Genomic DNA, 22,127 nt, shown 5'->3' with positions numbered 1-22,127 from the left:
CCATGACAGATCAAAGCTCGAGCAGGCCGCCGTCCCCATTTTCGTCGGCAAACGCCAGCAGCGTGCCCTTGGCGTTCCAGCCGATGGCGGCGACGGGCGGCGTGCCGTTGCGGCGGACCAGGATCTCGGCGCCGTCCTCCAGCCGCACCATCAGCACGGTGCCGTCGCTGTAGCCGGCGGCGAGGATGTCGTTCTTCGGATGGCAGGCGACGACCGAGACGCGGGCCTGCAGCGGCGCGAGCATCGCGGGCTCCTTGCCCATCGGACCATCCTTGCTGCCGAACGGCCAGATGATGACGGTGTCGGCGCCCGAGGTGGCGAGGCCCTTGCCGCCCGCGCTCCACGACATCGAGCGGACCCGGCCGGGATAGCCGGTCATGCGCATGTGCCTGTTGTCGGCGAGCCGCCAGCCGTGCAGCGCCGGCTCGTGCATCGCGGTCACCAGGAACTTGTTGTCCGGGCTGAAGGTGACGGCGTGATGCGAGCCCGCCCAGGGCAGGAATTCGGCGGACCCTTCCATGTTGGGAAACCACAGTGTCACGCCGTTGTAATGCGCGATCGCGAGCCGCAGGCCCTTGGGCGCGAAGGCGAGACCGCCGACGGTCGAGGGCACCTCGAGCGACTTCTCCTCGGCCTTGCCGCTCTTGACGGTCGCCGTCTTGCCGGCCGACCAGGCGAACGCGCCGTCGGCGTGCAGCGCCACCGCATCGATCCAGCGCCGCTTCGGGTCGGTGGCGAGCAGCGTCACCTCGCCCCTGGCGTCGAGCGCGACGACCTTGCCGTCGTCGCCGCCCATTGCGAGGCGCTTGCCGTCGAAGGCAGTGGAGAGAATACCGCCACTGTGCACGGCGACCTTGGTGATCTCGCCCTTGGCGTGGACGAAGGCAACGTTCTCCTCGCCGCCGACGAAGGCGGCACGATCCCCGAGGAAATGCACCGAGGTCACGGCCATGCCGAGCGTGACAGGCTTGACGCGGTCGGTGACGGAGACGATCGAGGCGGAATCGGGAGGCGGCGTAAACTCTTTCATCACGAGACGATGCAGCTCTCGAAACCCTTGCGGATCGCCTCTTCCGGCAATTCGCGACCGATGAAGACGAGGCGGCTCTCGCGCGGTTCGCCTTCCTTCCACTTCCGCTGGTGGTTGCCCTCCAGCATCATGTGGACGCCCTGGAAGACATAGCGGTCGTCGTCGTCGTGGAACGCGAGGATGCCCTTGGAGCGCAGGATCTTGCCGCCCTCGACCTGCACCAGGTTCTGCAGCCAGGGCATGAACATATTGGGATCGAGCGGCTTGTCGGTCTTCAGCGACAGCGACTGCATGTCCTCGTCGTGGTAGTGCTTCAGGCCGTGGCCGTGATCATGATGATGATCGTGGCCGTGATGGTGGTGGTGATCATGGTCGTGGTTATGATCGTCGGCCTCCAGGAAATCCGGCTCGATATCGAGGATGCGGTCGAGATCGAACGCGCCGCGGTCGAGCACGTCGGCCAAGGCCACCGAGCAGCGCTCAGTGCGGTGCAGTTTCGCATAGGGGTTGATGGCGCGGATGCGGGCCTCGACCTCGGCAAGCTCGCCCTTGCTGACGAGGTCGGTCTTGTTCAGAACGATGACATCGGCGAAGGCGATCTGGTTCTTGGCCTCGGGCGCGTCCTTGAGCCGGTCGGACAGCCATTTGGCGTCAGCGACGGTCACCACCGCGTCGAGACGCGCGTTCTTCTGCACGTCCTCGTCGACAAAGAAGGTCTGGGCGACTGGCGCGGGATCGGCAAGGCCGGTGGTCTCGACGATGATGGCGTCGAACTTGCCCTTGCGCTTCATCAGGCCGTCCATGATGCGAACGAGGTCACCGCGCACCGTGCAGCAGATGCAGCCGTTGTTCATCTCGAACACTTCCTCATCGGCGCCGATGATGAGGTCGTTGTCGATGCCGATCTCGCCGAATTCGTTGACGATGACGGCGTATTTCTTGCCGTGGTTTTCCGACAGGATGCGGTTGAGCAGCGTGGTCTTGCCGGCACCGAGATAGCCGGTCAGGACGGTCACGGGAATTTTTTGGGAGGTCGCTTCAGACATAACAACTCCGGCTTCGGGCGATTTCCGCGCGACGCGAGGCGGGGTGGCCCCTGCCCTAATGGTCAAGCGCGCTGGTCAGGGCCTTTATATTGTGCCTGACCATGTCAATGTAAGTGGGTGCAGGCCCCTTTTCGCCGGTCAAACCGTCTGAAATCAGGGTCCCGCCGACCTTTGCCCCGGTCTCTGCCGCGATCCGCCGAATCAGCCGGTCGTCGCTGATATTTTCCAGGAAAACAGCCGGGATTTTCTGGGCCTTGATCTGGCCGATGATGGCCGCGATGTCCCGGGCGCTGGGCTCGGTTTCGGTGGAGACGCCCAGAGGGGCGACGAACCGGATACCATATTCGGCGGCGAAATAGCCGAAGGCATCGTGGGTGGAGATCACCTTGCGCCGCTCGGTTGGGATTTTGGCAACGGCCTCGCGGACCTCGCGGTCGAGCGCTTCGAGCTTTTCCAGATAGGCCTTGGCCTGGGTGCGAAAGAAGTCGGCTGCGTCAGGATCGGCCGCGGCCAGCGCGTTGGCGATATCAGCCACGTAAACCTTGGCGTTGGGGACGGACTGCCAGGCATGGGGGTCGGCGCTTGAGCCGAGCTTGAGCGGCGTGATGCCGGCGCTGGCGGTGACGACCCGCGCCTTGCTGCCGGAAGACTGCACGAGACGCGGCAGCCAGCCCTCCAGCCCGAGCCCGTTGACGATGACGAGCTTTGCCTCCGCGACGCGCTTCGCATCGGCGGGCGGTGGCGTGTAGACGTGGACATCGCTGTCGGCGCCGACCAGCGTGGTCAAATTGATCCTGTTACCGCCGACATTACGAACGAAATCGGCGAGGATCGAGAAGCTCGCGACAACGTTCAGCCGCTCCGCAGCCTGAAGTGGCGAGGCGATCAGCAGGAGCACGCAAAGCAGGATGGGCCGCATCGTCACGCCTCCAGATGCCGGCCGGGAAACATCTGCCGGACGACGCCGCCGACGCGGCCGAACAGGACGGAGACCACGTAGATCACGGTCGCGACCAGGATGATCGCGGGGCCTGACGGCACGCGGGTCAGGAACGACAGCACGAGGCCGGCATAGCCGGAAATTGCGGCGGCGACGACCGCGATGCAGATCATCGCGGTCAGATCGCGCGACCAGAACCGGGCGATGCCCGCCGGCAGGATCATCAGGCCGACCGCAAGCAGCGTGCCGAGCGCCTGGAAGCCGTTGACGAGGTTGATCACGACCAGCGCGAGGAAGGCGAGATGCGCGGGGCCGCCGGCACGGCTGACCGTGCGCAGGAACAAGGGATCGACGCTCTCGATCACCAGCGGACGATAGATCACGGCGAGCACCAGCAGCGTCACGGTGGCATTGAAGGCCACCACCAGCAGGGTCTGGTCGTCCATCGCGAGGATGTTGCCGAACAGCACGTGCAAGAGGTCGATATTGGTGCCCTTGATCGAGACGATGGTGACGCCGAGCGCCAGCGAGGCGAGATAGAAGGTGGCGAGCGAGGCGTCCTCCTTCAGCCCGGTCGAGCGCGCGACCACGCCGGCGAGGATCGCGACCGCAAAGCCTGCGATCAGGCCGCCGGCCGTCATCGCGAACAGATTGAGACCGGAGAGTAGGAAGCCCACCGCGGCGCCCGGCAGGATCGCGTGCGCCATGGCGTCACCGACGAGGCTCATCCGCCGCAGCATCAGGAACACGCCGATCGGCGCGCCGGCCAGCGCCAGCGCGATCACGGCGGCGAGCGCGCGCCGCATGAACTCGAATTCGGTGAACGGGCCGATCAGCGCGTCATGGAGCATCGGATATCAGGCCGCCCGGGAGCTGATATCATCGGCGGCGCAGGCCGCGGCGCTGTCGTCGAAGGCCTCGCACATCCGCATCGCGACCAGCAGGTTTTCCGGCGTCAACACGTCCGCGGTCGGTCCCCACGCCACCGGGCCACGCGCCAGCACCAGCGTCTCGCTGAAATGGTTGCGCACCATCTCCATGTCGTGCAGCGCGGCGAGCACGGTGCGGCCCTCGTTGTGCCATTGCTTGACCAGCGCGAGCAGGTCGGCGGTGGTCTTGGCATCGATGGCGTTGAAAGGCTCGTCCAGCACGATCAGGCTGGCGTCCTGAAGCAGCACGCGCGCAAACAGCACGCGCTGCATCTGGCCGCCGGAGAGCGTGCCGATCGGCCGATTCTCGAAGCCGTTGAGGCCGACGGAGGCGATCGCACGGAGAATCTTTCCGCGCGCGGCCTTGCCGATGCCGCCGAACAAGCCGGCATCCCGCCACAATCCGGTGCCGACGAAATCGAACACCGAGATCGGGAAGGTGCGGTCGATCTCCGCGCTCTGCGGCAGATAGGCGATGTCCCTGCTGTCGAGCCCGCCGAGATGGATGCTGCCGTCGAGCGGCTTGAGAATGCCGACGATGCCGCGCAGCAGGGTCGACTTGCCCGCGCCATTCGGGCCGATCACGGCGACCAGCGCACCTCGAGCGACTTCGCCGCTCAGATGGTGCACGGCGGGATGCCGGTCATAGCCGAGCGTCACGTTGTGAAAGTGCAGTGCCGCCATCGTCACCTCATCGCCAGCAAGACCACGCCCCAGAGCACGGCGCAGACGGCGAGCGCAGCCGCAAGGCGCGCGGCCATGGTCATGCGCAGGATCGACCAGGGCGCCGCCTGGGCGGGATGCGGCGAGGCGGCATCGTGGACATGGGCATGGCTGTGATCGTGTCCATGCCCGTGCCCGTGCCCGTGCGCATGGGAATGGCCGTGGGCATGGTCGTGATGGTGGACGGGGGACGCGGCGGGAACCATTGAGAGATGTTATATTATAACATTACCCCTGTCCATGACCCAGCCGTCATTCCGGGGCGATGCAAAGCATCGAACCCGGAATCTCGAGATTCCGGGTCAGGCTTCGCCGACCCGGAATGACGGTGCTAGCTCAGGGCTTGCCGATCACCATCGCGATGGCGGCGGCCACGAAGGGGAATGGCACCGAGACGGCACAGCGGAACCAGACGAAGCGGGCCGGCATGAACGGGATTTCCCACAAGATCACCCGCTGGAAGGCAAACAGGGCCCAGGCGACGACATAGGCCACCACCTGCGGCATCCCACCGCCCGACTTCAGCGCCACGGTGCCGATGGAGAAGCCGATCACGGGGCCGCCCGGCGTCGCCGCGCCGGCGACCACGGCGGTCGCAACGCCGAGCCAGCCGCTGTCCGGCCCGAGCCAGCCGGTGATCACCTCCTGCGGGATGATGGCGGCGATGTAGCCGGAGCCGATCACACCCAGCGCGATCCGCGGCACGATGTTGATGAAGTCCATCGAGCCTTCGCGCAACGAGGCTTTGAACACCGGCGGGCCGCGGCGAAAGGCGATCAGCCCGACGCCAAGCACCGAGCCCCACAGCAGGATGTCGATCAGAAGCGCGGCGCTCATGCCGCGTCCTCGTCGCTGGCGCGCTTCGGATAGAGCCGGACGTAGACGAAGCGGCCGAGCGCACCTGCCAGCACCGGCAGCGGCAGCGAGATCACGATCCGCCACAGTGTAAAGTCGGTGCCCATGATCGGGATCTCCCAGGCCACCGCCCGGCCATAGCCGATCAGGGTCCAGCTCACGACCATGGCGATGGTGGCGCCGAAATCGGCTCCGACAGCGAGCAACGCGCTCGCCACGGGATAGGCGGTGAAGGGCCCGCCCGGCAGGATCGCGCCGAAGGCGGTGCCGATCAGAAGGCCCATCAGGCCGGATTTCGGCCCGAGCGAACGCGAGACTTTTTCGTGCGGCAGGATCTCGGAGATGAAGGCCCCGAGCAGGCAGCCCGCGAGCACGCGCGGCAGGATGCCTGAGAACAGCGAGAGATCGTGGGTCAGGATGTCGAGAACGCCGTCGGTGCCGTCACGCCGCCAGACCAGCGCTGCGCTCACCGCGACCAGAGCCGCGATGATGATGGTCGACCAGCCGATCGGCTTGCGCACCCGCCCAGGCCGCGGCTCGGAGTCTGCGTCCTCGGCAGGCGCCGGGTCTTTCGGGGAAGGTTCTGACAACGGGCTCGGGCCGGATCGAAGGGATGCCCGTTGTGATTAGAAGCGCTGGCCGCTCGATGCAAACGGAACGATCACAGGCCCATACGCGCACCGTGCAGGGCAATTCCGCACAGCAAAAAGGCGGCCGCTGATGCGACCGCCTTTTTGTCATTCCGGGGCGGCGCATCAGCGCCGAGCCCGGAATCCATCGGGCGTCACCCGAACGGATAAATGGATTCCGGGCTCGCGCTTCGCGCGCCCCGGAATGACAGGCTCACGCCTTCTCGAACAGGGACTCCACGTATTCCCAGTTCACGAGGTTCTCGACGAACGCCTTGAGATAATCGGGACGGCGGTTGCGATAGTCGATGTAGTAGGAGTGCTCCCAGACGTCGCAGCCGAGGATCGGGGTGGCGCCATGCACCAGCGGATTCTCGCCGTTCGGGGTCTTGGAGATCTCGAGCTTGCCGTTCTTGACCTGGAGCCAGCACCAGCCGGAGCCGAACTGGCCGACGCCGGCCGCCTGGAAGTCGGTCTTGAACTTCTCGAAGCCGCCGAGGTCCTCGTTGATCTTCTTCTCGAGCTTGCCCGGCAGCTTGGTGCCGCCGCCATTGGGCTTCATCCAGCTCCAGAAGTGGATGTGGTTGTAGTGCTGGCCGGCATTGTTGAACACCGCGGGGTTCTTGCCGAACGAGCCCTTGACGATCTCCTCAAGGGACTTGCCTTCCCATTCGGTTCCCTTGAGCGCGTTGTTGCCGTTGGTGACGTAGGCCTGATGATGCTTGTCGTGGTGGAATTCCAGCGTCTCCTTCGACATGTACTGGCCGAGGGCGTCATAGGCGTAAGGGAGTGGGGGCAGCGTAAAGGTCATGGGTTCTTGTCCGCAACTGGTGGGGAACGAGTTCTAACGGTCACCCCTTATAGAAGGTTCCGTGGCCGTTAAATACCTCAGAATTTCGAAAACGCGTGACGGGGACGCTTGGCTCGATTGCATAAAATCGTCGCAGCACGCGAAGACCTCCGCGGTCCTGGTGGCTCGATGCAAAATATCATTGCCTTTGAGGCGCTTATGGCAGAACGAATGCCCCACGCACGGACCTTGCGAAAGACAAAGCCATGAGCATTGAGATCGACATTCTGAACGGCGACGCTTCGTGGCCGATCGCAAAGCCGCTGCTCAGCGCGGTCTGGGACCACGATGCGGCGGAGAAGCCGTCCTGGGCTCACGTCAAATGGGCCAATGCGGACCTCCGCGTGCTGATCGAGACGCCCGAGGATGGCCTGGTCTGCCATGTCGGCATCTACTTCCGCACCGTCACTTGGAATGGGCAGAAGGTCCATATCGGCGGCATCGGCGGGGTCTGCACCCGGGAGGACCGGCGCGGCCGCGGCTATGCGACCGTGGCGCTCGACGCGGCCGTGCACACCATCAGGGCCAACGAGGCCGTTCGCTTCGCGCTGTTGTTTTGCGAGCCCCACAATTTCGCGTTCTACGAGACCCGGAGCTGGCTGCCCTTCAAGGGTGAGGTTTATTGCGAACAGCCGGAGGGGCGGATCCGCTTCACCCACATGGCGCCCTACGTCTTCAACATCGTCCGCGCCCCGACGCTGGGCACCATCGACCTATGCGGCCTGCCCTGGTGAGCCCTGCGTGAGCGAGGGCTGGGCCGGCCGCCCCGCGCGCTTTAATATGTCAATCATCATTTAATATTCCACCCGGTGAACATGACGATCGACGCTCCCCTAGACGCCGTCCCGCCGCGGGGGCCGATCGCCTCCCCCATTGCGAGCCTGCTGACGGCGCCGATCCTGCCGACGCTGCTGCGGCTCGCGATCCCCAACATGATTGCGATGGTCGGCAGCACGCTGGTCGCGATCGCCGAGACCTCCTATATCGGCCGGCTCGGCACCATCCCGCTCGCCGCGATCGCGCTGGTGTTTCCGTTCGCAATGCTGACGCAGATGATGAGCGCGGGCGCGATGGGCGGCGGGGTATCCTCCGCGATCAGCCGCGCCCTCGGCGCCGGGGATCGTGACCGCGCCGCCACGCTGGCGCTGCATGCGGCCATCATCGGCCTCTGCGGCGGGCTGTTCTTCACGGTGATGATGCTCGTCTTCGGCCGCTGGTTCTTCACCCTGCTCGGCGGCCGCGACCGCGTCCTGGAGGAAGCCAGCGGCTATTCGCAGGTGCTGTTCTCCGGTGCGGTCGCGATCTGGCTCGTCAACACGCTGGCCTCGGTGATCCGCGGCACCGGCGACATGCGCCTGCCGTCGATGACGCTGATCGGAGCGAGCGTGCTCCAGGTCGTGCTCGGCGGCACGCTGGGTCTCGGCCTGTTCGGCGTGACGCAATTCGGCATGCCCGGCGTCGCCAGCGGCCAGTTGATCGCGTTCAGTTGCGCGGCGGTCTTCTTCCTCTGGTATCTATGGTCCGGCCGCAGCCGGCTGCAGCTCGACTTCCGCGCCTTCCATTTCGAGCGCGCGATGTTCCTGGACATTCTCAAGGTCGGCGCGGTGGCCTGCCTGTCGCCGCTCCAGACCGTGCTCACGATTTTGATCTTCACGAAGATCCTGGCGACCTTCGGCACCGAGATGCTGGCCGGTTACGGCATCGGCTCGCGGCTGGAATTCCTGCTGATCCCGATCACCTTCGCCTTCGGCATCGCCTCGGTGCCGATGGTCGGCCTGGCGATAGGCGCCGGACAGTTGAAGCGGGCGCGGCGTGTCGCCTGGACCGCGGCGGCGGCCTCCGGACTCACGGTCGGCCTGATCGGGCTCGTCATCGCGCTCGATCCCGCGCTGTGGGTTGCACTCTTTACGCAAGATCCCGGCGTCACGGCCGCGGCGCACAGCTATTTCCACTGGGCCGGTCCGGCGTTCGTGTTCTTCGGCGTAGGCGTGTCGCTCTACTTCTCGTCCCAAGGCGCGGCGCGCGTCGGCGGACCGGTGCTCGCCTCCACCGCGCGGCTTCTCATCGTCGCGATCGGCGGCATCGGCCTCATGACGGCGCAGGCGCCGGCCTGGACCTTGTTCGCGCTGGTCGGCGGCGCCATGGTCGTATTCGGCCTGTCGACCGCGGCCTCGGTCGCGTTCGCGCGCTGGGGCAAATGAGCGCGGGCAAGTAAGCGCAGGAATGTGCCACCGAGAGAGGACTCACATCCCGCGCTCGCCAAGCGTCCGGGACACCGGAATCGGCTACGCCGTCATCGCCTTCAGCGCCGTCGCTGCCGAGGCATAGCCGCCCCGGGCGCCGTCGATGAAGTGCACGTGGTCGCTACGCAGCGCCGAGGGCGTGAAGCAGGTCATCATCGCAGCGTCCTGCTGATGGAGGCCATAACGCACGATGCCGTCGCGGGCGGCGGCCGCGAGGCGATCGCTCAACGCGCGCTCGAGCTGCGGGGTGCAGTCGAGAATCATGCGCAGGCCGTCGTCATACTTCCTGAAGTCCGAGTTCTCGACGACCTGGCGCTTGTAGAGGCTGGGCACGAAACCGCCGACCTTGATGTCGAAGCGCATGATCAGATAGGCGAACAGCGTATAGGCCAGCACGCTGGCTCGGCGCGCAAGCAGCGGGCCGCCGCGCCTGGTGCGGGCTTCGTAGTCCAGCCCCTGCGGCGGCCATTTCAGCGGCGGTCCCTGCGGCGGCACCGGACGGGCGCCGTCCGGGCTGCGCTCGACGAGATGGATGACGTCCTCGATCACCTTGCGGAAGGCATGCGGATCGGCGCCGCGCGCCGGCATCACCAGCACCGACAGGATCAGCCCGCGCGAGGCGGGCATCATCTCGAAGCGGCAGGACAGTCCGGACAGGTCGGGCTGCGTGCCCGCCGGCGCCTCGGCGAGCGCGAACTCGCCGCGCTTCATCGCCGCGTCGGCAAAGGCGAGTCCGCCGCCGGAGAACATCGCATAGGACAGGTTCGCCGACGGACCAAAGCGCGCGACACGCACGTCGAGGCCCTGCGCGCGGATGGCACTCACCGGCACCAGCGCGATCCGCATCCTCAGGTCGAGATCCTCCCGCACCCAGGTGGCGGTCGCGGCGAGCGCGTCGCGCGCCGCATCGAGATCGCCGGGCGCGACCGCAAAGCTTGCGCCGTCGCCGCCGAACACGAAGGGGAATTCGCGTCCCTCCAGGGCATTCGTCACTGCCGCGATCACGGCCGCGCCGGCCATGTTGACCGCCTTGTAGCGCTGCGCCGCGATCGCCTTGGTGGAATCGACGATGTCGGCAACGCCGATGCTCCAGTCCTCCGGAAGCGGCGCATAGAGCGCAGGATCCATCAGGCTGGTGAAGCCGCGGAAGACGGGAATGCCACCATAGAAGGATTCGCCTGAGGTCATCGGGGATGCCGGATGGTTGGAATGCGCGACAGATACGTGGCAAGATCGATCCGGGTTCGCCGGCCGGCGGCCCCTTTCAATCATTTGGCCGAAATGGGCCGGAACGACAAGATGCGGCCCCCGGCAATGCCGCAGGGGTCATTGATCGGCATCAAACGGCCCGCCGAGAAGTGCGACTATCCTCGTTCAGCTCCACGGCCTTGCATGGGATGATCGAAGGTGTCCGACTTCGGCGATAGGGACTCCACCTCTCCGGTCCGGCGGCGCACGGGCGTCGACCCGATCAGCGCGGTCAAGATGCCCGAGAGATTGACGGAAGCCGTCGATGCCTGGGCTGAAGCCCATCGCCTGACCCGCTCGGATGCCATCTGCAAACTGATCGAGCTGGGCCTGAAGTTCGCGCCGCCGGTGGTCCCGTCGGTGCATCCGGTCGCCTCGGACGCCACTCGGATCGAGGAGATCGCAGTCCACGAGATCGAAACGCTGCTCGATCCCGCGTTGCCGGAGGACGAGCGCGAGCGCCGCATCCGCCGCCTCACCGAAGGACCGCCCGAATTTTCACACGAACGAATTGACCTGCCGAAGGACCCGCCGAAGCACCGGACGTGACGGCCAAAGCATGATCCGGAAAAGTACGCAGCGGTTTTCCGAAAAGATCATGCTTAAACAACAGCCTAAAGCGCTTCAGTGCAGTTTCTCATCCTCACGCTTGCGCGAGGTGTCGAGAGACGCGTCATGGCAGCCGACCAGACGGACGAATTGCTGCGGGTACATCTCATAGCCGTGAGCGCCGGAATTCTGATGCGCCATCGGCGGGCAATGGACAACGTCCGGCTGGGCTTGCTCCGTCCGGCTCCGGATTGAAGCGGTCGTGTTTGGCATGGCCATGGACTGCTCCCTGTCGATTAGGGCAGATCGATTGACGTAACCCAATCGATTGCGAGGTATGTTACGACCAAATCGGGCGGAATGTCATTGCCCCCGATCAACGCAATCATGCCGGCCGGGTTCCGCTATGCCGTGTTGCCCGCATCGACGGTGAACACGGTCCCGGTGACGTTGCGGCCGCCATCCCCCAGCAGATATTCCACCATGCGCGCGACGTCGTCCGTCTCCGGCAGGCGGCGCAGCGCGCTGCGTCCGGCGATGCGCTTGCGCCCCTCGTCGGACAGATTGTGGGTGAGCTCGGTGTCGATGAAGCCCGGTGCGATCGCATTCACGGTGATGCCGACCTTGCCGACCTCGCGCGCCAGCGAGCGGGTGAAGCCGGTGGCAGCCGCCTTGGTCGCACCATAGACGGACAGGCCATTATAGCCGGTCGTCGCAATGATCGAGGAGATGTTGATGATGCGGCCGGCGCCGTCTGCCATCATCTGCCGCGCCACGTATTTGGTGAGGATGATCGGCGACAGCACGTTGAGCTGCACCAGCGCCTCGATCTCGGAATTGTGCATGGTGGCGAGCAGGCCTTCGGTCCCGAGGCCGGCATTGTTGACGAGGCCGTAGACCGGGCCGAACTCGTCGCGCACGAGCTTTGCAAAAGCCGGGATGGCGTCGATCACGGCAAGGTCGCAGGCTCGGAAATGCAGCCGGCCCTCGGATTCGGCGATTGCGCCCTCGAGCTCCTCGCTCGCGCGCCGCGCCACTGCGATCACGTTGTAGCCGGCACCGACCAGGCGTCTGCCGATCGCCAGACCAATGCCGCGGCTGCCGCCGGTGACGAGAACGTTATGCATCGGTGCGCGCCAGCTTGCCGGCCGGGGTGACATCGAGCGTCTCGACGAAGCGGATCACCGCCGGCACCTTATGCGAGGCCAGCTGCGCACGGCACTGAGCCAGGATCTGGTCGCGGATCTCCTTCGCGCGCGCCTGATCGGTGCCGTCGGCCAGGACCACGTCGGCGACGACGATGCCGCCGGTGATCGGACTCTTGCGCGATTTGGCCCGCGACATCCGCACGTCGGGATGACGGTTGATCACCGCCTCGATCTCCTCGGGGTGAACCTTCAGCCCGCCGATATTGATGATGCCGCCGCGGCGGCCGACGAAATAATAGCGGTCGCCGCGCAGCTCGACGATGTCGCCGCTGTCGACGAAGCCGTCGTCATCGGTGAGCGCCGTGGCGCTGCGGCCGACATAGGCATGCGCGGTGCGCGTCGAACGGATTCGGAGCGAGCCGTCGACCACCTTCATCTCGACGCCGTTGCGATTGCCGAGGTAGTCGGCCGGAAAGCCTTCCAGCCCGTCATTCACGGCGAAGCCGACGCCGGCCTCGGTCGAGGCATAGGCGTGACCGACGGAGGAATTGGGGAATGCCGCCTTCAATCCGTCGAGCACCGCCTGGTCTGCGATTTCACCGGAAAGGCGGACGTAAGCCGGGGCGAATTGCGTGGCCGAACCGCTCATCAGGAGCTTGCGCCAGTGCGACGGCGTGCCGGAGATGTGCGAGACACCACGCGCCTTCAGCCGCGCGACGTGATCGCCGAGCGCTTCATGCGGATCCGACAACACCATCGAGCCGCCGGAGAGGACGGCGCGAAGGAAGATCTGCAGGCCGCCATAGCGGCGGATGTCGTAGAACGTCGCCCACACCGGCGCAGGTCCGCGCGCGGGGCCTTCGGCCACGATGGCGCCGGTCAGCGCTTCCAGCGTGTGACCGACGATCTTGGGCACGCCGGACGTGCCCGAGGTCAGCATCAGCCATTCCGTGGCGCGCTCGGTCTTGGCCGGCGCGGTCGCTTCAAGCGGCAATTGCGCGGTCACGACGAGCGATACGCCGGAATCGGCCCAGCGACCGGGTTCGTCGGTGACGACGGCATCGATCCCGGCATCCGCGATCAGCGCGTCGAGATGTGCCGGGTTGAGATCGGGCGGGCACAACAGCATGCGGCTCGCGACGCCGTCGAGCTCGATCATGGCAAGGCCCGACCGGAGCTGGTCGGCCAGTTTGAGCAGCACGGAGCGGCCCGACAATTCGCGCAGCCGGCCGCCCAGGACCGTCTGCGACAGGATGTCGGTCAGCGAGACGCTGGTCCGCGGATCGGACAGCGTGCGGCCTTTCAACTCCGCGCCAAGATGGTCGCGGAGTGCAAAGATCTCACGCGGGGACATTTTCGTAGGCCCGCACGAAATCGCCCACGGTGGCAGGGAACGCTGCGTCCTCGGAAATGGTGAAGGGATCGACGCCGGTGTCATCCTCGAGACGCGCCACCAGGATGGCGAAGGCGAGCGAGTCGAAGCCCGTCTCGTGCAGCGACAGATCGTCCGACAGCTCCGGAAGCGTGACGTTTTGCTCCTTGGCGATCTGCCGGATCGCCTCGATGACCTTTGACCTTACCGACATGGCTGGCTCGCTTTGTTATCGTTGGTGTTGCGGCGGCTCTTGCTGGCCGCCTCCCCATGGCGGCCTGTTTACCCGAGAGAAGTAAATGGCTTCTTGGACAATTCAGATAAAATTGGACCTATCTGCCGATTTTGGCGGGGGTTACAGCCTGATCGAGCCGCCCAGGATTGCCGCATAGGCCTCGGCATCGAGCGGGACATAGGCTCCGAGTTTCGAGTCCGCCATGAACAGCGGGTCGGGGATCGCGGCGGGATCGAAGCCTTCCCGCGACAGATCGCCCTTCTTCTGCTTGAACGTCTCGGTCGCATCGATCTCGCGGGAGATGCGGACGAAGACCGGGCGCGCATAGGCCGGCAGGCGTTGCGCGAGATGTGCGGGCAGTGCCGCAATGTCAAACCCTTCGTTCACCACGATCGCGCTCATGCCGGCGCGGCCATCGGCGCCGGGGATGCTGACGCCGTAGGTGGTGGCGTCGACCACGCCGGTGAAATCGCGCATCACCTCGTTCACCTCGGAGGTCGCGACGTTCTCGCCCTTCCAGCGGAACGTATCGCCGATCCGATCGACGAAATGGAAGAACCCCTTGTCGTCGATCCGCATCAGATCGCCGGTGCGAAACCAGGCATCGCCCCTGGCAAACACATCGCGCAGGATCTTCTTCTCGGTTTCGCCGGCGTCGGTGTAGCCCTCGAAGCGACCTCCGCCCTCGTCGGCGGTACCGATGCGGCCGATCGCTTCGCCGGCCTCACCGCGGGCGCAGGCGATGCAAAAGCCCTCCTCGTTGCGCAGCGGCGCGCCGCTGTCGGGATCGAGCCTGACGAGATTGGCAGGGAAGCGATGCGCCAGCAGCGGCGGGATGCGGCCGATCGCGCCCGGCTGTCCCTCGACGTTGAACAGCGAGAAATTGCCTTCCGTCGCCGCATAGAATTCGAGGATACGGGGAATGGCGAAACGCGCCTGGAAGTCTTCCCAGATGTCGCCGCGCAGGCCGTTGCCGCAAACGAGGCGGAGACGATGGCGGTTCTCGTATTCCGAGGGCGGAGCCCTGAGCAGGTACCGGCAGAGCTCGCCGATATATTGAAACAACGTGCAGTCGTGACGGACGATGTCGGACCAGAAATGCGAGGCCGAGAATTTCTCGGCGATCACCACCGAGCCGCCGGCGGCGAGCATGCTGCACGGCGCGACGATGCCGCCGACCGAGTGGAACAGCGGCAGGCAATCATAGAGCCGGTCTTGCGGGCTCGCGCCGGTGAGACCGGCGAACCAAAAACCCCAATTGAGAATACGGCGATGGCTGATGCTGGCGGCCTTCGGCAGGCCTGTCGTGCCCGAGGTGTAGATCAGCAGCGCGCGGTCGTCGATGGTGACCTCGCCGTGCTCCTCCGGCGACAGCGGCGCGTCGTCCAGCGCCGCAAGCGCGACATCGATGGTGCGGTCGCCGCGGGCATCGCCATGCGTCCACACCTTGGCCTGAATTTTCAGATGCGGCGCGGCTCCCTCCAACATCTGCGTCAGCTGATGAGCCACGATGATGTGGGAGGGCTTGGCGACGTCGATGCAATGCGCGAGCGAGGGTCCGACCAGCTTGGTGTTGAGAAGCGCGACCACGCCGCCGACCCGGCTGATGCCGAGCCACGCTGCGAGATAATCGATGCCGTTCGGCATGATCAAGGCGACGACATCGCCCTTGGCCACGCCGACCGAGCGCGCCCAGCGCGCGTAACGATTGATGCGTTTCGACAGGCCCGCATAGTCGAGGCTGGTTTCATGCGTGAGCAGCGCGACGCGATCGGGCTGGCGCTGCGCCCAATCGTCGATGACGTCGGCGAACAGGCGTCCCGGCAGCGTCTCGATCCGAGCGGTGAGCTCGATCGCCTTGAGCCAGATCTTTGAGGCCGAAGGGGTGCGCCGGGCTTTCGGTTGCTCGATGACAGCGCTCGTCATTGCCGTTCATTCTTTCGGAAGGTGTCTGCTGGCCCCCAAGCTTAGCCCCCGCGCCCTGCCCAGGTGTTAAAGGACAAGGTAAAACCCGGTTAGTGCGAGATTAACGCTAGCCATCCTTTACCAGGCCGACGATTTCGGCAGCCGTCAGCGCAGGCCGATCGCCGGCGCAAGATGGGCGGAGCTGTCCGGACAGAAAGGATTAGCTGCCTGCGAGCACGCAATCCCACCCCCAGGGATGCGGCTGGCGCTCACGTCATCTTCGCAAGCGGCTTGCGTTTGGCTTGATGGCGGACGTAGTGGCCGCTAGCCGCTGCGCTTGTGACGCGAGCGCTGCGAAGGTGCATTGAACTGATAATACGGATTGAGATCGCAGGTCGCGGAGCGGCCTGAGGCCGTGGCGCGGCATTGCGGCATCGAGGTGAAAGAGCAATCATACCAATTCAGGCCGCCGCGACCGGCATAGACGTGCATGCAGACGGGATAGCGCGGATCGTAGGTCTGCGCATGCGAGGAGGTGGCTGCGAGCAATGTCGCGATGGCCATGATGGGGTACAAGCAGAGACGCATGAAGGGTGCTCCTGCGCGGCACATCGACGATCTAATGCGGCTTCTTGTTGCGCCGGCGCGGCGGCTCCTCGGGCGCGTAATAGGGATTGACGTCACAGCTCGCCGCACGCCCCGACGCCGTGGCCCGGCATTGCGGCATCGAGGTGAAAGAGCAGTCGAAATAATCACCGCCACTGCCGCCGCCGATACCACCGTCGGTGTAAACATGCATGCACACGGGATAGCGCGGGTCGTATCTCTGGGCATTGGCCGGTGCCGCGACGAACAACGTGGCAATCGCGGTGAGGGTCAAAATCGACAGGCGCATGGACTTAATCCCGAATCGACGGCGTCGGCCGGTCTGATGCCGACGACCTGCTATGGCATAAGACGAGGCCGGCGGCGACTGTTCCTAGCGACCGATGACGGCAAGGTGAGCGCTGCGGGCTGCGGCGCTAAAGCATGATCCGGAAAAGTGCGCAGCGGTTTTCCGAAAAGATCATGCTTAAACAACAACCTAAAGCGCGATGACGATTCATCCGAATCGCATCGCGCTTTAGGCGCCGAGCCCCTGCAACACCAGCCTGTTCAGCCTCGCGGCAAACGCCGCTGGGTCCTCCGGCAATTCGCCGTCCAGGATCTGCGCCTGTTCGAGCAGGAGCAGGCTGAGATCGTCGACCGTTTTCGAGCCGTCTTGCGCCTTGGTGATCGCCGTCACCAGCGGATGCCGCAGGTTGATCTCGAGGATGGGCTTGGTGCGCAGGCCGCGGTCCTGCTGCGACAGGATGCGCTCGAGCTCGCGGCTCGGCCCCTGGCTGTCGGCGACGAGGCAGGAGGCCGAGCTGGTGAGGCGCGTCGAGGCCTTGACGTCGCTGACGCGCTCGCCGAGCGCGGCCTTGATCACGGCGACGGTGGCGGCCTCATCCGCGGCCGGCTCCTCCTTCTTCGCCTCGTCCGCCTCGTCAATGCGCGGGATCAGGTCGAGATTGAGATCGCCCTGGCTCAGCGACTTCAGCGGCTTGCCCTCGAACTCCGACGGCATCGAGGTCCAGAAGGCGTCGACGGGGTCGGACAGCAGCAGCACCTCGATGCCGCGCGCGGTTGCCGCCTCGAGCCGCGGATTGGACTTCAGCCGCTCGATGCTGTCGCCGACGAGATAATAGATCTCGGTCTGGTTCGGCTTGAAATCGGCGATGACCTGCTTCAGCGAGCGCTTCTCGCCCGACGTCGTGGTGAAGCGCGACAATGCCAGCAGCTTTTCGCGCCGCTCGAAATCCTCGTAGATGCCTTCCTTGAGCACCGCCCCGAACGCATCCCATATCTTGACAAAATTCTCCGGGTCCTTGTCGGCGAGGCCTTCAAGCTCCGACACGACCCGGGTCGCCACCGCCTTGCGGATCTGCGTCAGCTGCGGATTGTTCTGCAGCATCTCGCGGGAGATGTTGAGCGGGAGATCCTCGCTGTCGACGACGCCGCGGATGAAGCGCAGATACCCCGGTAACAGATCGGCATCATCGGTGATGAAGACCCGGCGGACGTAAAGCTTCACGCGACCCTTGCGGTTCGGCTCGAACAGGTCGAACGGCTTGGTCGATGGCGCAAACAGCAGCACGGCGTAGGAGTAGCGGCCTTCGGCACGGTAATGCAGCGTCATCGCGGGATCGTCGAAGGCGGACGCGATCTGCTGATAGGCCTTCTTGTAGTCCTCGGGCGTCAGCTCGGATTTCGAACGCTGCCACAGCGCGCTCGCCGAATTGATCTGGCGCGGCTCGCCTTCTTCCGGCACGAGCTCGATCGGGAACAGGATGTTGTCGGAATAGGCATGAACGATGCGCTCGATCTCGAAGGCCTCGAGATATTTCCTGGCCTCGTCCTTCAGGTGCAGGACGATCTCGGTGCCGCGGCTCACACGCGCCGCCTCCTCGTCGCTGGCGCGGGCGATCTCGAAGCCGGAGCCGCCGGAGGACGTCCAGGTCCAGACGTCGCTCTCGCCGGCGCGGCGGCTGATCACGACGATCTTCTCTGCGACCATGAAGGCGGAATAGAAGCCGACGCCGAACTGACCGATCAGGCCGAGGCCGTCCTTGGCCTCCTTCAGCTTCGACACGAACGCCTTGGTGCCGGAGCGGGCGATGGTGCCGAGATGATCGATCAGCTCCTGCCGCTCCATGCCGATGCCGTTGTCGGCGATCGTAAGCGTCTTGGCCGTCTTGTTCGGGGTGATGCGGATCTTGAGCGCGTCGCCCTCGCCCAGCAGCGCCGGGCTGGCGATCGCCTCGTAACGCAGCTTGTCGCAGGCGTCGGAGGCGTTGGAGACGAGCTCGCGCAGGAAGATGTCGGTCTCGGAATAGACGGAGTGCACCATGAGGTGCAGAAGCTCGGAAACCTCGGCCTGGAAGGGCTGCGTATGCACAGCCGTGTCTGACGTCGTCATGCGTTTACCCGGTCAAAACGAAAGGGAAGAAACCCGGGATATAACGCGAGGCGACAGGGGATCAAGTGGACGTGAAAAATCGCCCTCCCGGCGGGAGGACGATCTGTTCGCTCGCTCGGCGGATCAGGTCACGCAACGACCGGGCTGGAGCAGCTTTGCGACCTCGGTCAGCGAGCTCACCATCGGCTCGCAGGCGATCGTCGGCTTGGTGCGCACCTTCTTCTGGTTCTGGAGCAGTGCTGGCGGCTTGGCGTTGCCGGTCTCGATCGCCGCCGGGACCCGCAGCAGCACCGACGTGGCGGCGAGGTCGTTCAGCCGCATCGAGACGGTGCGGGTGGAAACCGCGGCCGGCTTGAGTTCGGCAAGGCGATCGGCTTTGCCGGCGCGATTGACATTGTGACTTGGGGCGTGACCTGGGGCGAAGCTCGCGCTGTGGCTGGGCACATCGGCGACCGCCTGCCAGCGGTCGGCCAGATCGTGGCCGGAGGCCAATTGCACCGCGCCGAGCGTTGCGACAATCGCGATTGCGCTCAAAAATACCTTATGAATCTGTGACATGGCTGTCGGTCCCTCGCCCCATGGCGATCGCGGGAACAACGCGAGGGGAGGACCGGGGGTTCTTGGCCGCCACGATCACTTAACCGTGTCCGACAAACTCAGCAGCGTGCAAAATATTTCGCAAAATATTTCGGAAGGCGTGGAACGACTCGCCTGGACAGGAGTCGTCTCTGCAGCCGGCTATTCCCCCCTGCCCCATAAGCCGGCGACGTAGGGCGCGACTGTGGTGATGCCGGTCGCGCCTTACTTTTGTCTGCGGCCCACTTTGGTTCGAGTTATTGGGGCTTGCCCGCGAGCCAGTCCCGCCCCTCGCCGTAGAGCTTCTCGACCTCGGGCCCGGTCAGGCCTGGCATGTCACGCTTGACCTTGTAGCCGATCAGCTCCTGCATGTAGGCGAGGTGGCGATAGCCTTCGGGCAGCGCGGCGAGCGCGGTCTGGTCGAGGCGGAGGGATGCTGCGGGATCGACCGGGTCGATCCGGTCCTTCTCGTAGATCGGCTGGCGCCGGACGATGCCCCATTTTCCAATTCCTGTTTGGTCTTGCCGCTTTTCCAGGAAATCGTAGAAACGTCCGGTGCAGACGACGTCGCAGAGCACGTCGTGCACGGGGGCGCGCTGCGAGATCGTCATCTTGGTCTGGGCGATCGCCCGCGCGCCTGCGAGGTCGATGCTGGTGCCGCCGAGGAAATGCAGGATGCGCACGCCTTTGGCAAACCCCTCCTGGCTGACGCGCATGAACTCCCGCGCCGGCCCCTGAAACCAGGTGGCGGACATCCAGCCCTCCTCGTGCCAGACCGTGGCGAACCGCTCCCAATCGCCGGCATCGCGCCACACCGCCCAGTTCTCGACGAGGTCGCGGATGGCGAGACGATCGAGCAGTTGCTGGTCCATGGGCACGTCTCCGACGAGGATCATGCATGAGGTATGAGCGGCGTAGCCGATGCGCGTCAAGGGCGGGCGACCGGCACGAAAAACCGGCGTGCCTTGCAGCACGCCGGTTCAGATCGTTTCGCGAAGGTCGCCTTCCTTACGCCGCCGGCGCCCTCGGCGCGCGGTTGCGCGAGTTGCGCTGGAAGAACAGGGCCTGGCTCGCCACCGCCGACACCATCGCGGGCTGGAACGGTTTCGAGATCAGGAACGCCGGCTCGGGACGCTCGCCGGTGAGGAAGCGCTCCGGATAGGCGGTGATGAACACCACCGGCACCTCGAAGGTGCGCAGCAGCTCGTTGACGGCGTCGAGGCCTGAGGAGCCGTCGGCGAGCTGGATGTCGGCGAGGATCAGACCGGGCCGCTTGTTCTTGGCCAGCGCCACCGCATCGGCATGGGTGCGCGCGACACCGACGACGTTGTGGCCGAGATTCTTCACCAGGCTCTCGAGGTCCATGGCGATGAAGGTCTCGTCCTCGATGATCAGCACGTCGGTCGCGATCTCGGCCGCCATCTCGCGTCCGGCGGTATCCGCCAGCCGCCGCGTCTCCGCGACGTCGGTGCCGAGGATGAAGGCGACTTCCTCCTCCGAGAATCCCTCCAGCGAGAGCAGCAGGAAGGCCTGCCGCGGCAGCGGCGTGATGTTCGACAGCCGCCGCTCCGGCGGCATCGGCAGGGTCGTCACCTCCGAATCGTCGTTGACGGAGACCGAATTCCAGATCTGGGTGAACAGCCGGAAGAGCCCGACGCGGGGTCCATGGCTCTCGTCGAGCACCGACGGATCTCCGAGCATGGCTTCCAGCATGGCTGCGACATAGGCGTCGCCGGATGCCTGGCTACCCGTCAGGGCGCGCGCGTACCGGCGCAACAACGGCAAGTGTTCGGCAACGAGCTGTGAACGGGACATCCCCACTCCATTCATCTTCGGGCCAAACCTGGCAACGCGGGGGGCCCGGGTTCCCCTGTTGGCTGTTTACGCCTCACGCCAAGAAAAGTTCCGCCAGAGGGGGAACTTTTTCTCGAACCTGGAATTGTGCCTATTCAGGGAACGGCTCCCGGTTGAGAAAACTTCTCGATTTTACAGTAACTTAACTCGGGGAAACGTGGAACAGGTCATGAAAGATCTCAAGTCTCAAGCAACCAGAAGCACGACCCCCGGCAAGGGAGGGCTCACTCCGGAGATTCAATCCCGGATCGGGCATCAGCTCCGCGCCATGTATGACGACGTGGTGCGGCAGGGGGTTCCGGATCGGTTCGCAGAACTGATCAAGAAGCTTGATGCCCAGGGAGCCACACCCCAAGTGGAAAATGACGGGGGATCTAACGACAACAACAATGGGAGGGATTAATGCCTCTCACGGACTCCCTGCGTAACGACATCCTGGCGGCCGTACCTAGTCTGCGCGCGTTTGCCATCTCGCTCAGCGGCAATGCCGACCGCGCCGACGATCTGGTGCAGGAGACGCTGCTCCGCGCTCTCGCCAACATCGACTCGTTCCAGCCCGGCTCCAACCTGCCGGCGTGGCTGTTCACGATCCTGCGCAACCTGTTCCGCTCGGACTATCGCAAGCGGCGGCGCGAGGTCGAGGATGCCGAGGGCAACTACGCCAAGACGCTGAAGACACAGCCGTCGCAGAACGCGCATCTCGAATTCGAGGAATTCCGTACGGCGCTCGACAAGCTCCCGCAGGACCAACGTGAAGCGTTGATCCTGGTCGGCGCCTCCGGCTTCTCCTACGAGGACGCGGCTTCGATCTGCGGCTGCGCAGTCGGCACGATCAAGAGCCGCGTCAACCGCGCGCGCTCGAAGCTCGCCGCCCTGCTCTATGTCGACGGCGCCGAGGACTTCGGGCCGGACGAGACCGTGCGGGCCGTGATCGGCGGCAGCGGCGGCTGACCGCCGGCGTCGTCAAGTTCGAGACACCAGGAAGGCGGCCGCT

General features: G+C 65.2%; 26 protein-coding genes. 5 read left to right on the top strand and 21 right to left on the bottom strand.

All coding sequences use genetic code 11. From position 1 onward, the window contains the following. Positions 1-10 precede the first annotated feature (10 nt). From AC066S_RS01525 to AC066S_RS01485, 9 genes are all read right to left on the bottom strand, one after another. On the bottom strand, positions 11-1,030 hold the full coding sequence (locus AC066S_RS01525) for a WD40 repeat domain-containing protein (protein ID WP_478268744.1): 1,020 nt from the start codon (positions 1,028-1,030) through the stop codon (positions 11-13). Beyond that, positions 1,030-2,076, bottom strand: a complete 1,047-nt coding sequence (locus AC066S_RS01520; RefSeq protein WP_478268743.1) for a CobW family GTP-binding protein — start codon at positions 2,074-2,076, stop codon at positions 1,030-1,032. Before AC066S_RS01520 ends, AC066S_RS01525 begins: the two co-directional genes overlap by 1 nt. 55 nt (positions 2,077-2,131) lie before the next feature. After that, complete coding sequence (locus AC066S_RS01515; RefSeq protein WP_126259433.1) at positions 2,132-2,995, bottom strand: metal ABC transporter solute-binding protein, Zn/Mn family; 864 nt, start codon at positions 2,993-2,995, stop codon at positions 2,132-2,134. A 2-nt stretch (positions 2,996-2,997) separates the two neighbouring features. Continuing rightward, positions 2,998-3,867, bottom strand: a complete 870-nt coding sequence (locus AC066S_RS01510) for a metal ABC transporter permease (protein WP_478268742.1) — start codon at positions 3,865-3,867, stop codon at positions 2,998-3,000. Between the two features lie 6 nt (positions 3,868-3,873). Further along, positions 3,874-4,629 (bottom strand): metal ABC transporter ATP-binding protein, encoded by a 756-nt coding sequence (locus AC066S_RS01505; protein ID WP_478268741.1) that lies wholly within the window; start codon positions 4,627-4,629, stop codon positions 3,874-3,876. A gap of 2 nt (positions 4,630-4,631) precedes the next feature. Further along, complete coding sequence (locus tag AC066S_RS01500; protein WP_478268740.1) at positions 4,632-4,874, bottom strand: hypothetical protein; 243 nt, start codon at positions 4,872-4,874, stop codon at positions 4,632-4,634. A 130-nt stretch (positions 4,875-5,004) separates the two neighbouring features. Beyond that, entirely contained in the window at positions 5,005-5,505 is a 501-nt protein-coding gene (locus tag AC066S_RS01495) for a hypothetical protein (protein WP_126259429.1), read from the bottom strand. Next, positions 5,502-6,113 (bottom strand): permease, encoded by a 612-nt coding sequence (locus tag AC066S_RS01490; RefSeq protein ID WP_126259428.1) that lies wholly within the window; start codon positions 6,111-6,113, stop codon positions 5,502-5,504. Before AC066S_RS01490 ends, AC066S_RS01495 begins: the two co-directional genes overlap by 4 nt. 253 nt (positions 6,114-6,366) lie before the next feature. Beyond that, a complete protein-coding gene (locus tag AC066S_RS01485) occupies positions 6,367-6,963 on the bottom strand; it encodes a superoxide dismutase (RefSeq protein WP_028134201.1) in 597 nt (198 codons plus the stop codon). Between the two features lie 245 nt (positions 6,964-7,208). Here AC066S_RS01485 and AC066S_RS01480 point away from each other — a divergent pair, with 245 nt between their 5' ends. Continuing rightward, entirely contained in the window at positions 7,209-7,736 is a 528-nt protein-coding gene (locus AC066S_RS01480; protein ID WP_126259427.1) for a GNAT family N-acetyltransferase, read from the top strand. A gap of 81 nt (positions 7,737-7,817) precedes the next feature. After that, positions 7,818-9,203, top strand: a complete 1,386-nt coding sequence (locus tag AC066S_RS01475) for an MATE family efflux transporter (RefSeq protein WP_478268739.1) — start codon at positions 7,818-7,820, stop codon at positions 9,201-9,203. An 84-nt stretch (positions 9,204-9,287) separates the two neighbouring features. On the opposite strand, the gene AC066S_RS01470 is transcribed toward AC066S_RS01475, so the two are convergent. After that, positions 9,288-10,433: a DUF3095 domain-containing protein gene (locus tag AC066S_RS01470; RefSeq protein WP_478268738.1), complete on the bottom strand. Its 1,146-nt coding sequence runs from the start codon at positions 10,431-10,433 to the stop codon at positions 9,288-9,290. 219 nt (positions 10,434-10,652) lie between these two features. Between AC066S_RS01470 and AC066S_RS01465 the strand changes: the two genes are divergently transcribed. Further along, positions 10,653-11,042, top strand: a complete 390-nt coding sequence (locus AC066S_RS01465; protein WP_126259424.1) for a hypothetical protein — start codon at positions 10,653-10,655, stop codon at positions 11,040-11,042. A 75-nt stretch (positions 11,043-11,117) separates the two neighbouring features. Here AC066S_RS01465 and AC066S_RS01460 read toward each other — a convergent pair whose 3' ends face one another. The 11 genes from AC066S_RS01460 to AC066S_RS01410 all read right to left on the bottom strand — a co-directional run bounded on the left by AC066S_RS01460 (position 11,118) and on the right by AC066S_RS01410 (position 21,094). Continuing rightward, positions 11,118-11,321: a hypothetical protein gene (locus tag AC066S_RS01460; RefSeq protein WP_478268737.1), complete on the bottom strand. Its 204-nt coding sequence runs from the start codon at positions 11,319-11,321 to the stop codon at positions 11,118-11,120. Between the two features lie 125 nt (positions 11,322-11,446). Further along, the gene (locus AC066S_RS01455; RefSeq protein ID WP_126259422.1) at positions 11,447-12,169 is read right to left on the bottom strand and encodes an SDR family NAD(P)-dependent oxidoreductase; all 723 of its coding nucleotides are present in this window, start codon (positions 12,167-12,169) and stop codon (positions 11,447-11,449) included. Beyond that, positions 12,162-13,544 (bottom strand): class I adenylate-forming enzyme family protein, encoded by a 1,383-nt coding sequence (locus AC066S_RS01450; RefSeq protein ID WP_478268736.1) that lies wholly within the window; start codon positions 13,542-13,544, stop codon positions 12,162-12,164. Before AC066S_RS01450 ends, AC066S_RS01455 begins: the two co-directional genes overlap by 8 nt. Then, complete coding sequence (locus AC066S_RS01445; RefSeq protein ID WP_028134192.1) at positions 13,531-13,776, bottom strand: acyl carrier protein; 246 nt, start codon at positions 13,774-13,776, stop codon at positions 13,531-13,533. The genes AC066S_RS01450 and AC066S_RS01445 overlap by 14 nt, the downstream gene beginning before the upstream one ends. A gap of 141 nt (positions 13,777-13,917) precedes the next feature. Continuing rightward, positions 13,918-15,723 (bottom strand): long-chain-acyl-CoA synthetase, encoded by a 1,806-nt coding sequence (locus AC066S_RS01440; protein WP_478268735.1) that lies wholly within the window; start codon positions 15,721-15,723, stop codon positions 13,918-13,920. Positions 15,724-16,026: 303 nt separating this feature from the next. After that, a complete protein-coding gene (locus tag AC066S_RS01435; RefSeq protein WP_478268734.1) occupies positions 16,027-16,290 on the bottom strand; it encodes a DUF3551 domain-containing protein in 264 nt (87 codons plus the stop codon). Positions 16,291-16,321: 31 nt separating this feature from the next. Beyond that, on the bottom strand, positions 16,322-16,597 hold the full coding sequence (locus AC066S_RS01430; protein ID WP_478268733.1) for a DUF3551 domain-containing protein: 276 nt from the start codon (positions 16,595-16,597) through the stop codon (positions 16,322-16,324). A 228-nt stretch (positions 16,598-16,825) separates the two neighbouring features. Beyond that, positions 16,826-18,703, bottom strand: a complete 1,878-nt coding sequence (gene htpG / locus AC066S_RS01425) for a molecular chaperone HtpG (RefSeq protein WP_478268732.1) — start codon at positions 18,701-18,703, stop codon at positions 16,826-16,828. A 123-nt stretch (positions 18,704-18,826) separates the two neighbouring features. Further along, the gene (locus AC066S_RS01420) at positions 18,827-19,261 is read right to left on the bottom strand and encodes a hypothetical protein (protein WP_126259416.1); all 435 of its coding nucleotides are present in this window, start codon (positions 19,259-19,261) and stop codon (positions 18,827-18,829) included. A gap of 275 nt (positions 19,262-19,536) precedes the next feature. Beyond that, positions 19,537-20,151 carry a nuclear transport factor 2 family protein gene (locus AC066S_RS01415; protein WP_478268731.1) on the bottom strand — a complete coding sequence of 205 codons (615 nt, stop codon included), beginning with the start codon at positions 20,149-20,151 and terminating at the stop codon, positions 19,537-19,539. 136 nt (positions 20,152-20,287) lie between these two features. Continuing rightward, on the bottom strand, positions 20,288-21,094 hold the full coding sequence (locus tag AC066S_RS01410; RefSeq protein ID WP_164718821.1) for a response regulator: 807 nt from the start codon (positions 21,092-21,094) through the stop codon (positions 20,288-20,290). Positions 21,095-21,302: 208 nt separating this feature from the next. Between AC066S_RS01410 and AC066S_RS01405 the strand changes: the two genes are divergently transcribed. Both AC066S_RS01405 and AC066S_RS01400 read left to right on the top strand, forming a co-directional pair. Then, a complete protein-coding gene (locus AC066S_RS01405; RefSeq protein WP_164718820.1) occupies positions 21,303-21,536 on the top strand; it encodes a NepR family anti-sigma factor in 234 nt (77 codons plus the stop codon). Beyond that, the gene (locus AC066S_RS01400; RefSeq protein ID WP_018316216.1) at positions 21,536-22,084 is read left to right on the top strand and encodes a sigma-70 family RNA polymerase sigma factor; all 549 of its coding nucleotides are present in this window, start codon (positions 21,536-21,538) and stop codon (positions 22,082-22,084) included. Before AC066S_RS01405 ends, AC066S_RS01400 begins: the two co-directional genes overlap by 1 nt. The last annotated feature ends 43 nt before the right edge of the window (positions 22,085-22,127 follow it).

The organism is Bradyrhizobium sp. CFUWI, assembly GCF_056429085.1.
The sequence above is the reverse complement of the archived record's forward strand: the minus strand, read 5'-3'. Positions and strand labels throughout refer to the sequence as shown.

Excerpts from the sequence above, each read along its gene's own strand:
- AC066S_RS01525 (WP_478268744.1), bottom strand. The coding sequence starts at position 1,030 with ATGAAAGAGTTTACGCCGCCTCCCGATTCCGCCTCGATCGTCTCCGTC.
- AC066S_RS01520 (WP_478268743.1), bottom strand. The coding sequence starts at position 2,076 with ATGTCTGAAGCGACCTCCCAAAAAATTCCCGTGACCGTCCTGACCGGC.
- AC066S_RS01515 (WP_126259433.1), bottom strand. The coding sequence starts at position 2,995 with ATGCGGCCCATCCTGCTTTGCGTGCTCCTGCTGATCGCCTCGCCACTT.
- AC066S_RS01510 (WP_478268742.1), bottom strand. The coding sequence starts at position 3,867 with ATGCTCCATGACGCGCTGATCGGCCCGTTCACCGAATTCGAGTTCATG.
- AC066S_RS01505 (WP_478268741.1), bottom strand. The coding sequence starts at position 4,629 with ATGGCGGCACTGCACTTTCACAACGTGACGCTCGGCTATGACCGGCAT.
- AC066S_RS01500 (WP_478268740.1), bottom strand. The coding sequence starts at position 4,874 with ATGGTTCCCGCCGCGTCCCCCGTCCACCATCACGACCATGCCCACGGC.
- AC066S_RS01495 (WP_126259429.1), bottom strand. The coding sequence starts at position 5,505 with ATGAGCGCCGCGCTTCTGATCGACATCCTGCTGTGGGGCTCGGTGCTT.
- AC066S_RS01485 (WP_028134201.1), bottom strand. The coding sequence starts at position 6,963 with ATGACCTTTACGCTGCCCCCACTCCCTTACGCCTATGACGCCCTCGGC.
- AC066S_RS01480 (WP_126259427.1), top strand. The coding sequence starts at position 7,209 with ATGAGCATTGAGATCGACATTCTGAACGGCGACGCTTCGTGGCCGATC.
- AC066S_RS01475 (WP_478268739.1), top strand. The coding sequence starts at position 7,818 with ATGACGATCGACGCTCCCCTAGACGCCGTCCCGCCGCGGGGGCCGATC.
- AC066S_RS01470 (WP_478268738.1), bottom strand. The coding sequence starts at position 10,433 with ATGACCTCAGGCGAATCCTTCTATGGTGGCATTCCCGTCTTCCGCGGC.
- AC066S_RS01460 (WP_478268737.1), bottom strand. The coding sequence starts at position 11,321 with ATGGCCATGCCAAACACGACCGCTTCAATCCGGAGCCGGACGGAGCAA.
- AC066S_RS01455 (WP_126259422.1), bottom strand. The coding sequence starts at position 12,169 with ATGCATAACGTTCTCGTCACCGGCGGCAGCCGCGGCATTGGTCTGGCG.
- AC066S_RS01450 (WP_478268736.1), bottom strand. The coding sequence starts at position 13,544 with ATGTCCCCGCGTGAGATCTTTGCACTCCGCGACCATCTTGGCGCGGAG.
- AC066S_RS01445 (WP_028134192.1), bottom strand. The coding sequence starts at position 13,776 with ATGTCGGTAAGGTCAAAGGTCATCGAGGCGATCCGGCAGATCGCCAAG.
- AC066S_RS01440 (WP_478268735.1), bottom strand. The coding sequence starts at position 15,723 with ATGACGAGCGCTGTCATCGAGCAACCGAAAGCCCGGCGCACCCCTTCG.
- AC066S_RS01435 (WP_478268734.1), bottom strand. The coding sequence starts at position 16,290 with ATGCGTCTCTGCTTGTACCCCATCATGGCCATCGCGACATTGCTCGCA.
- AC066S_RS01430 (WP_478268733.1), bottom strand. The coding sequence starts at position 16,597 with ATGCGCCTGTCGATTTTGACCCTCACCGCGATTGCCACGTTGTTCGTC.
- htpG (WP_478268732.1), bottom strand. The coding sequence starts at position 18,703 with ATGACGACGTCAGACACGGCTGTGCATACGCAGCCCTTCCAGGCCGAG.
- AC066S_RS01420 (WP_126259416.1), bottom strand. The coding sequence starts at position 19,261 with ATGTCACAGATTCATAAGGTATTTTTGAGCGCAATCGCGATTGTCGCA.
- AC066S_RS01415 (WP_478268731.1), bottom strand. The coding sequence starts at position 20,151 with ATGGACCAGCAACTGCTCGATCGTCTCGCCATCCGCGACCTCGTCGAG.
- AC066S_RS01410 (WP_164718821.1), bottom strand. The coding sequence starts at position 21,094 with ATGTCCCGTTCACAGCTCGTTGCCGAACACTTGCCGTTGTTGCGCCGG.
- AC066S_RS01405 (WP_164718820.1), top strand. The coding sequence starts at position 21,303 with ATGAAAGATCTCAAGTCTCAAGCAACCAGAAGCACGACCCCCGGCAAG.
- AC066S_RS01400 (WP_018316216.1), top strand. The coding sequence starts at position 21,536 with ATGCCTCTCACGGACTCCCTGCGTAACGACATCCTGGCGGCCGTACCT.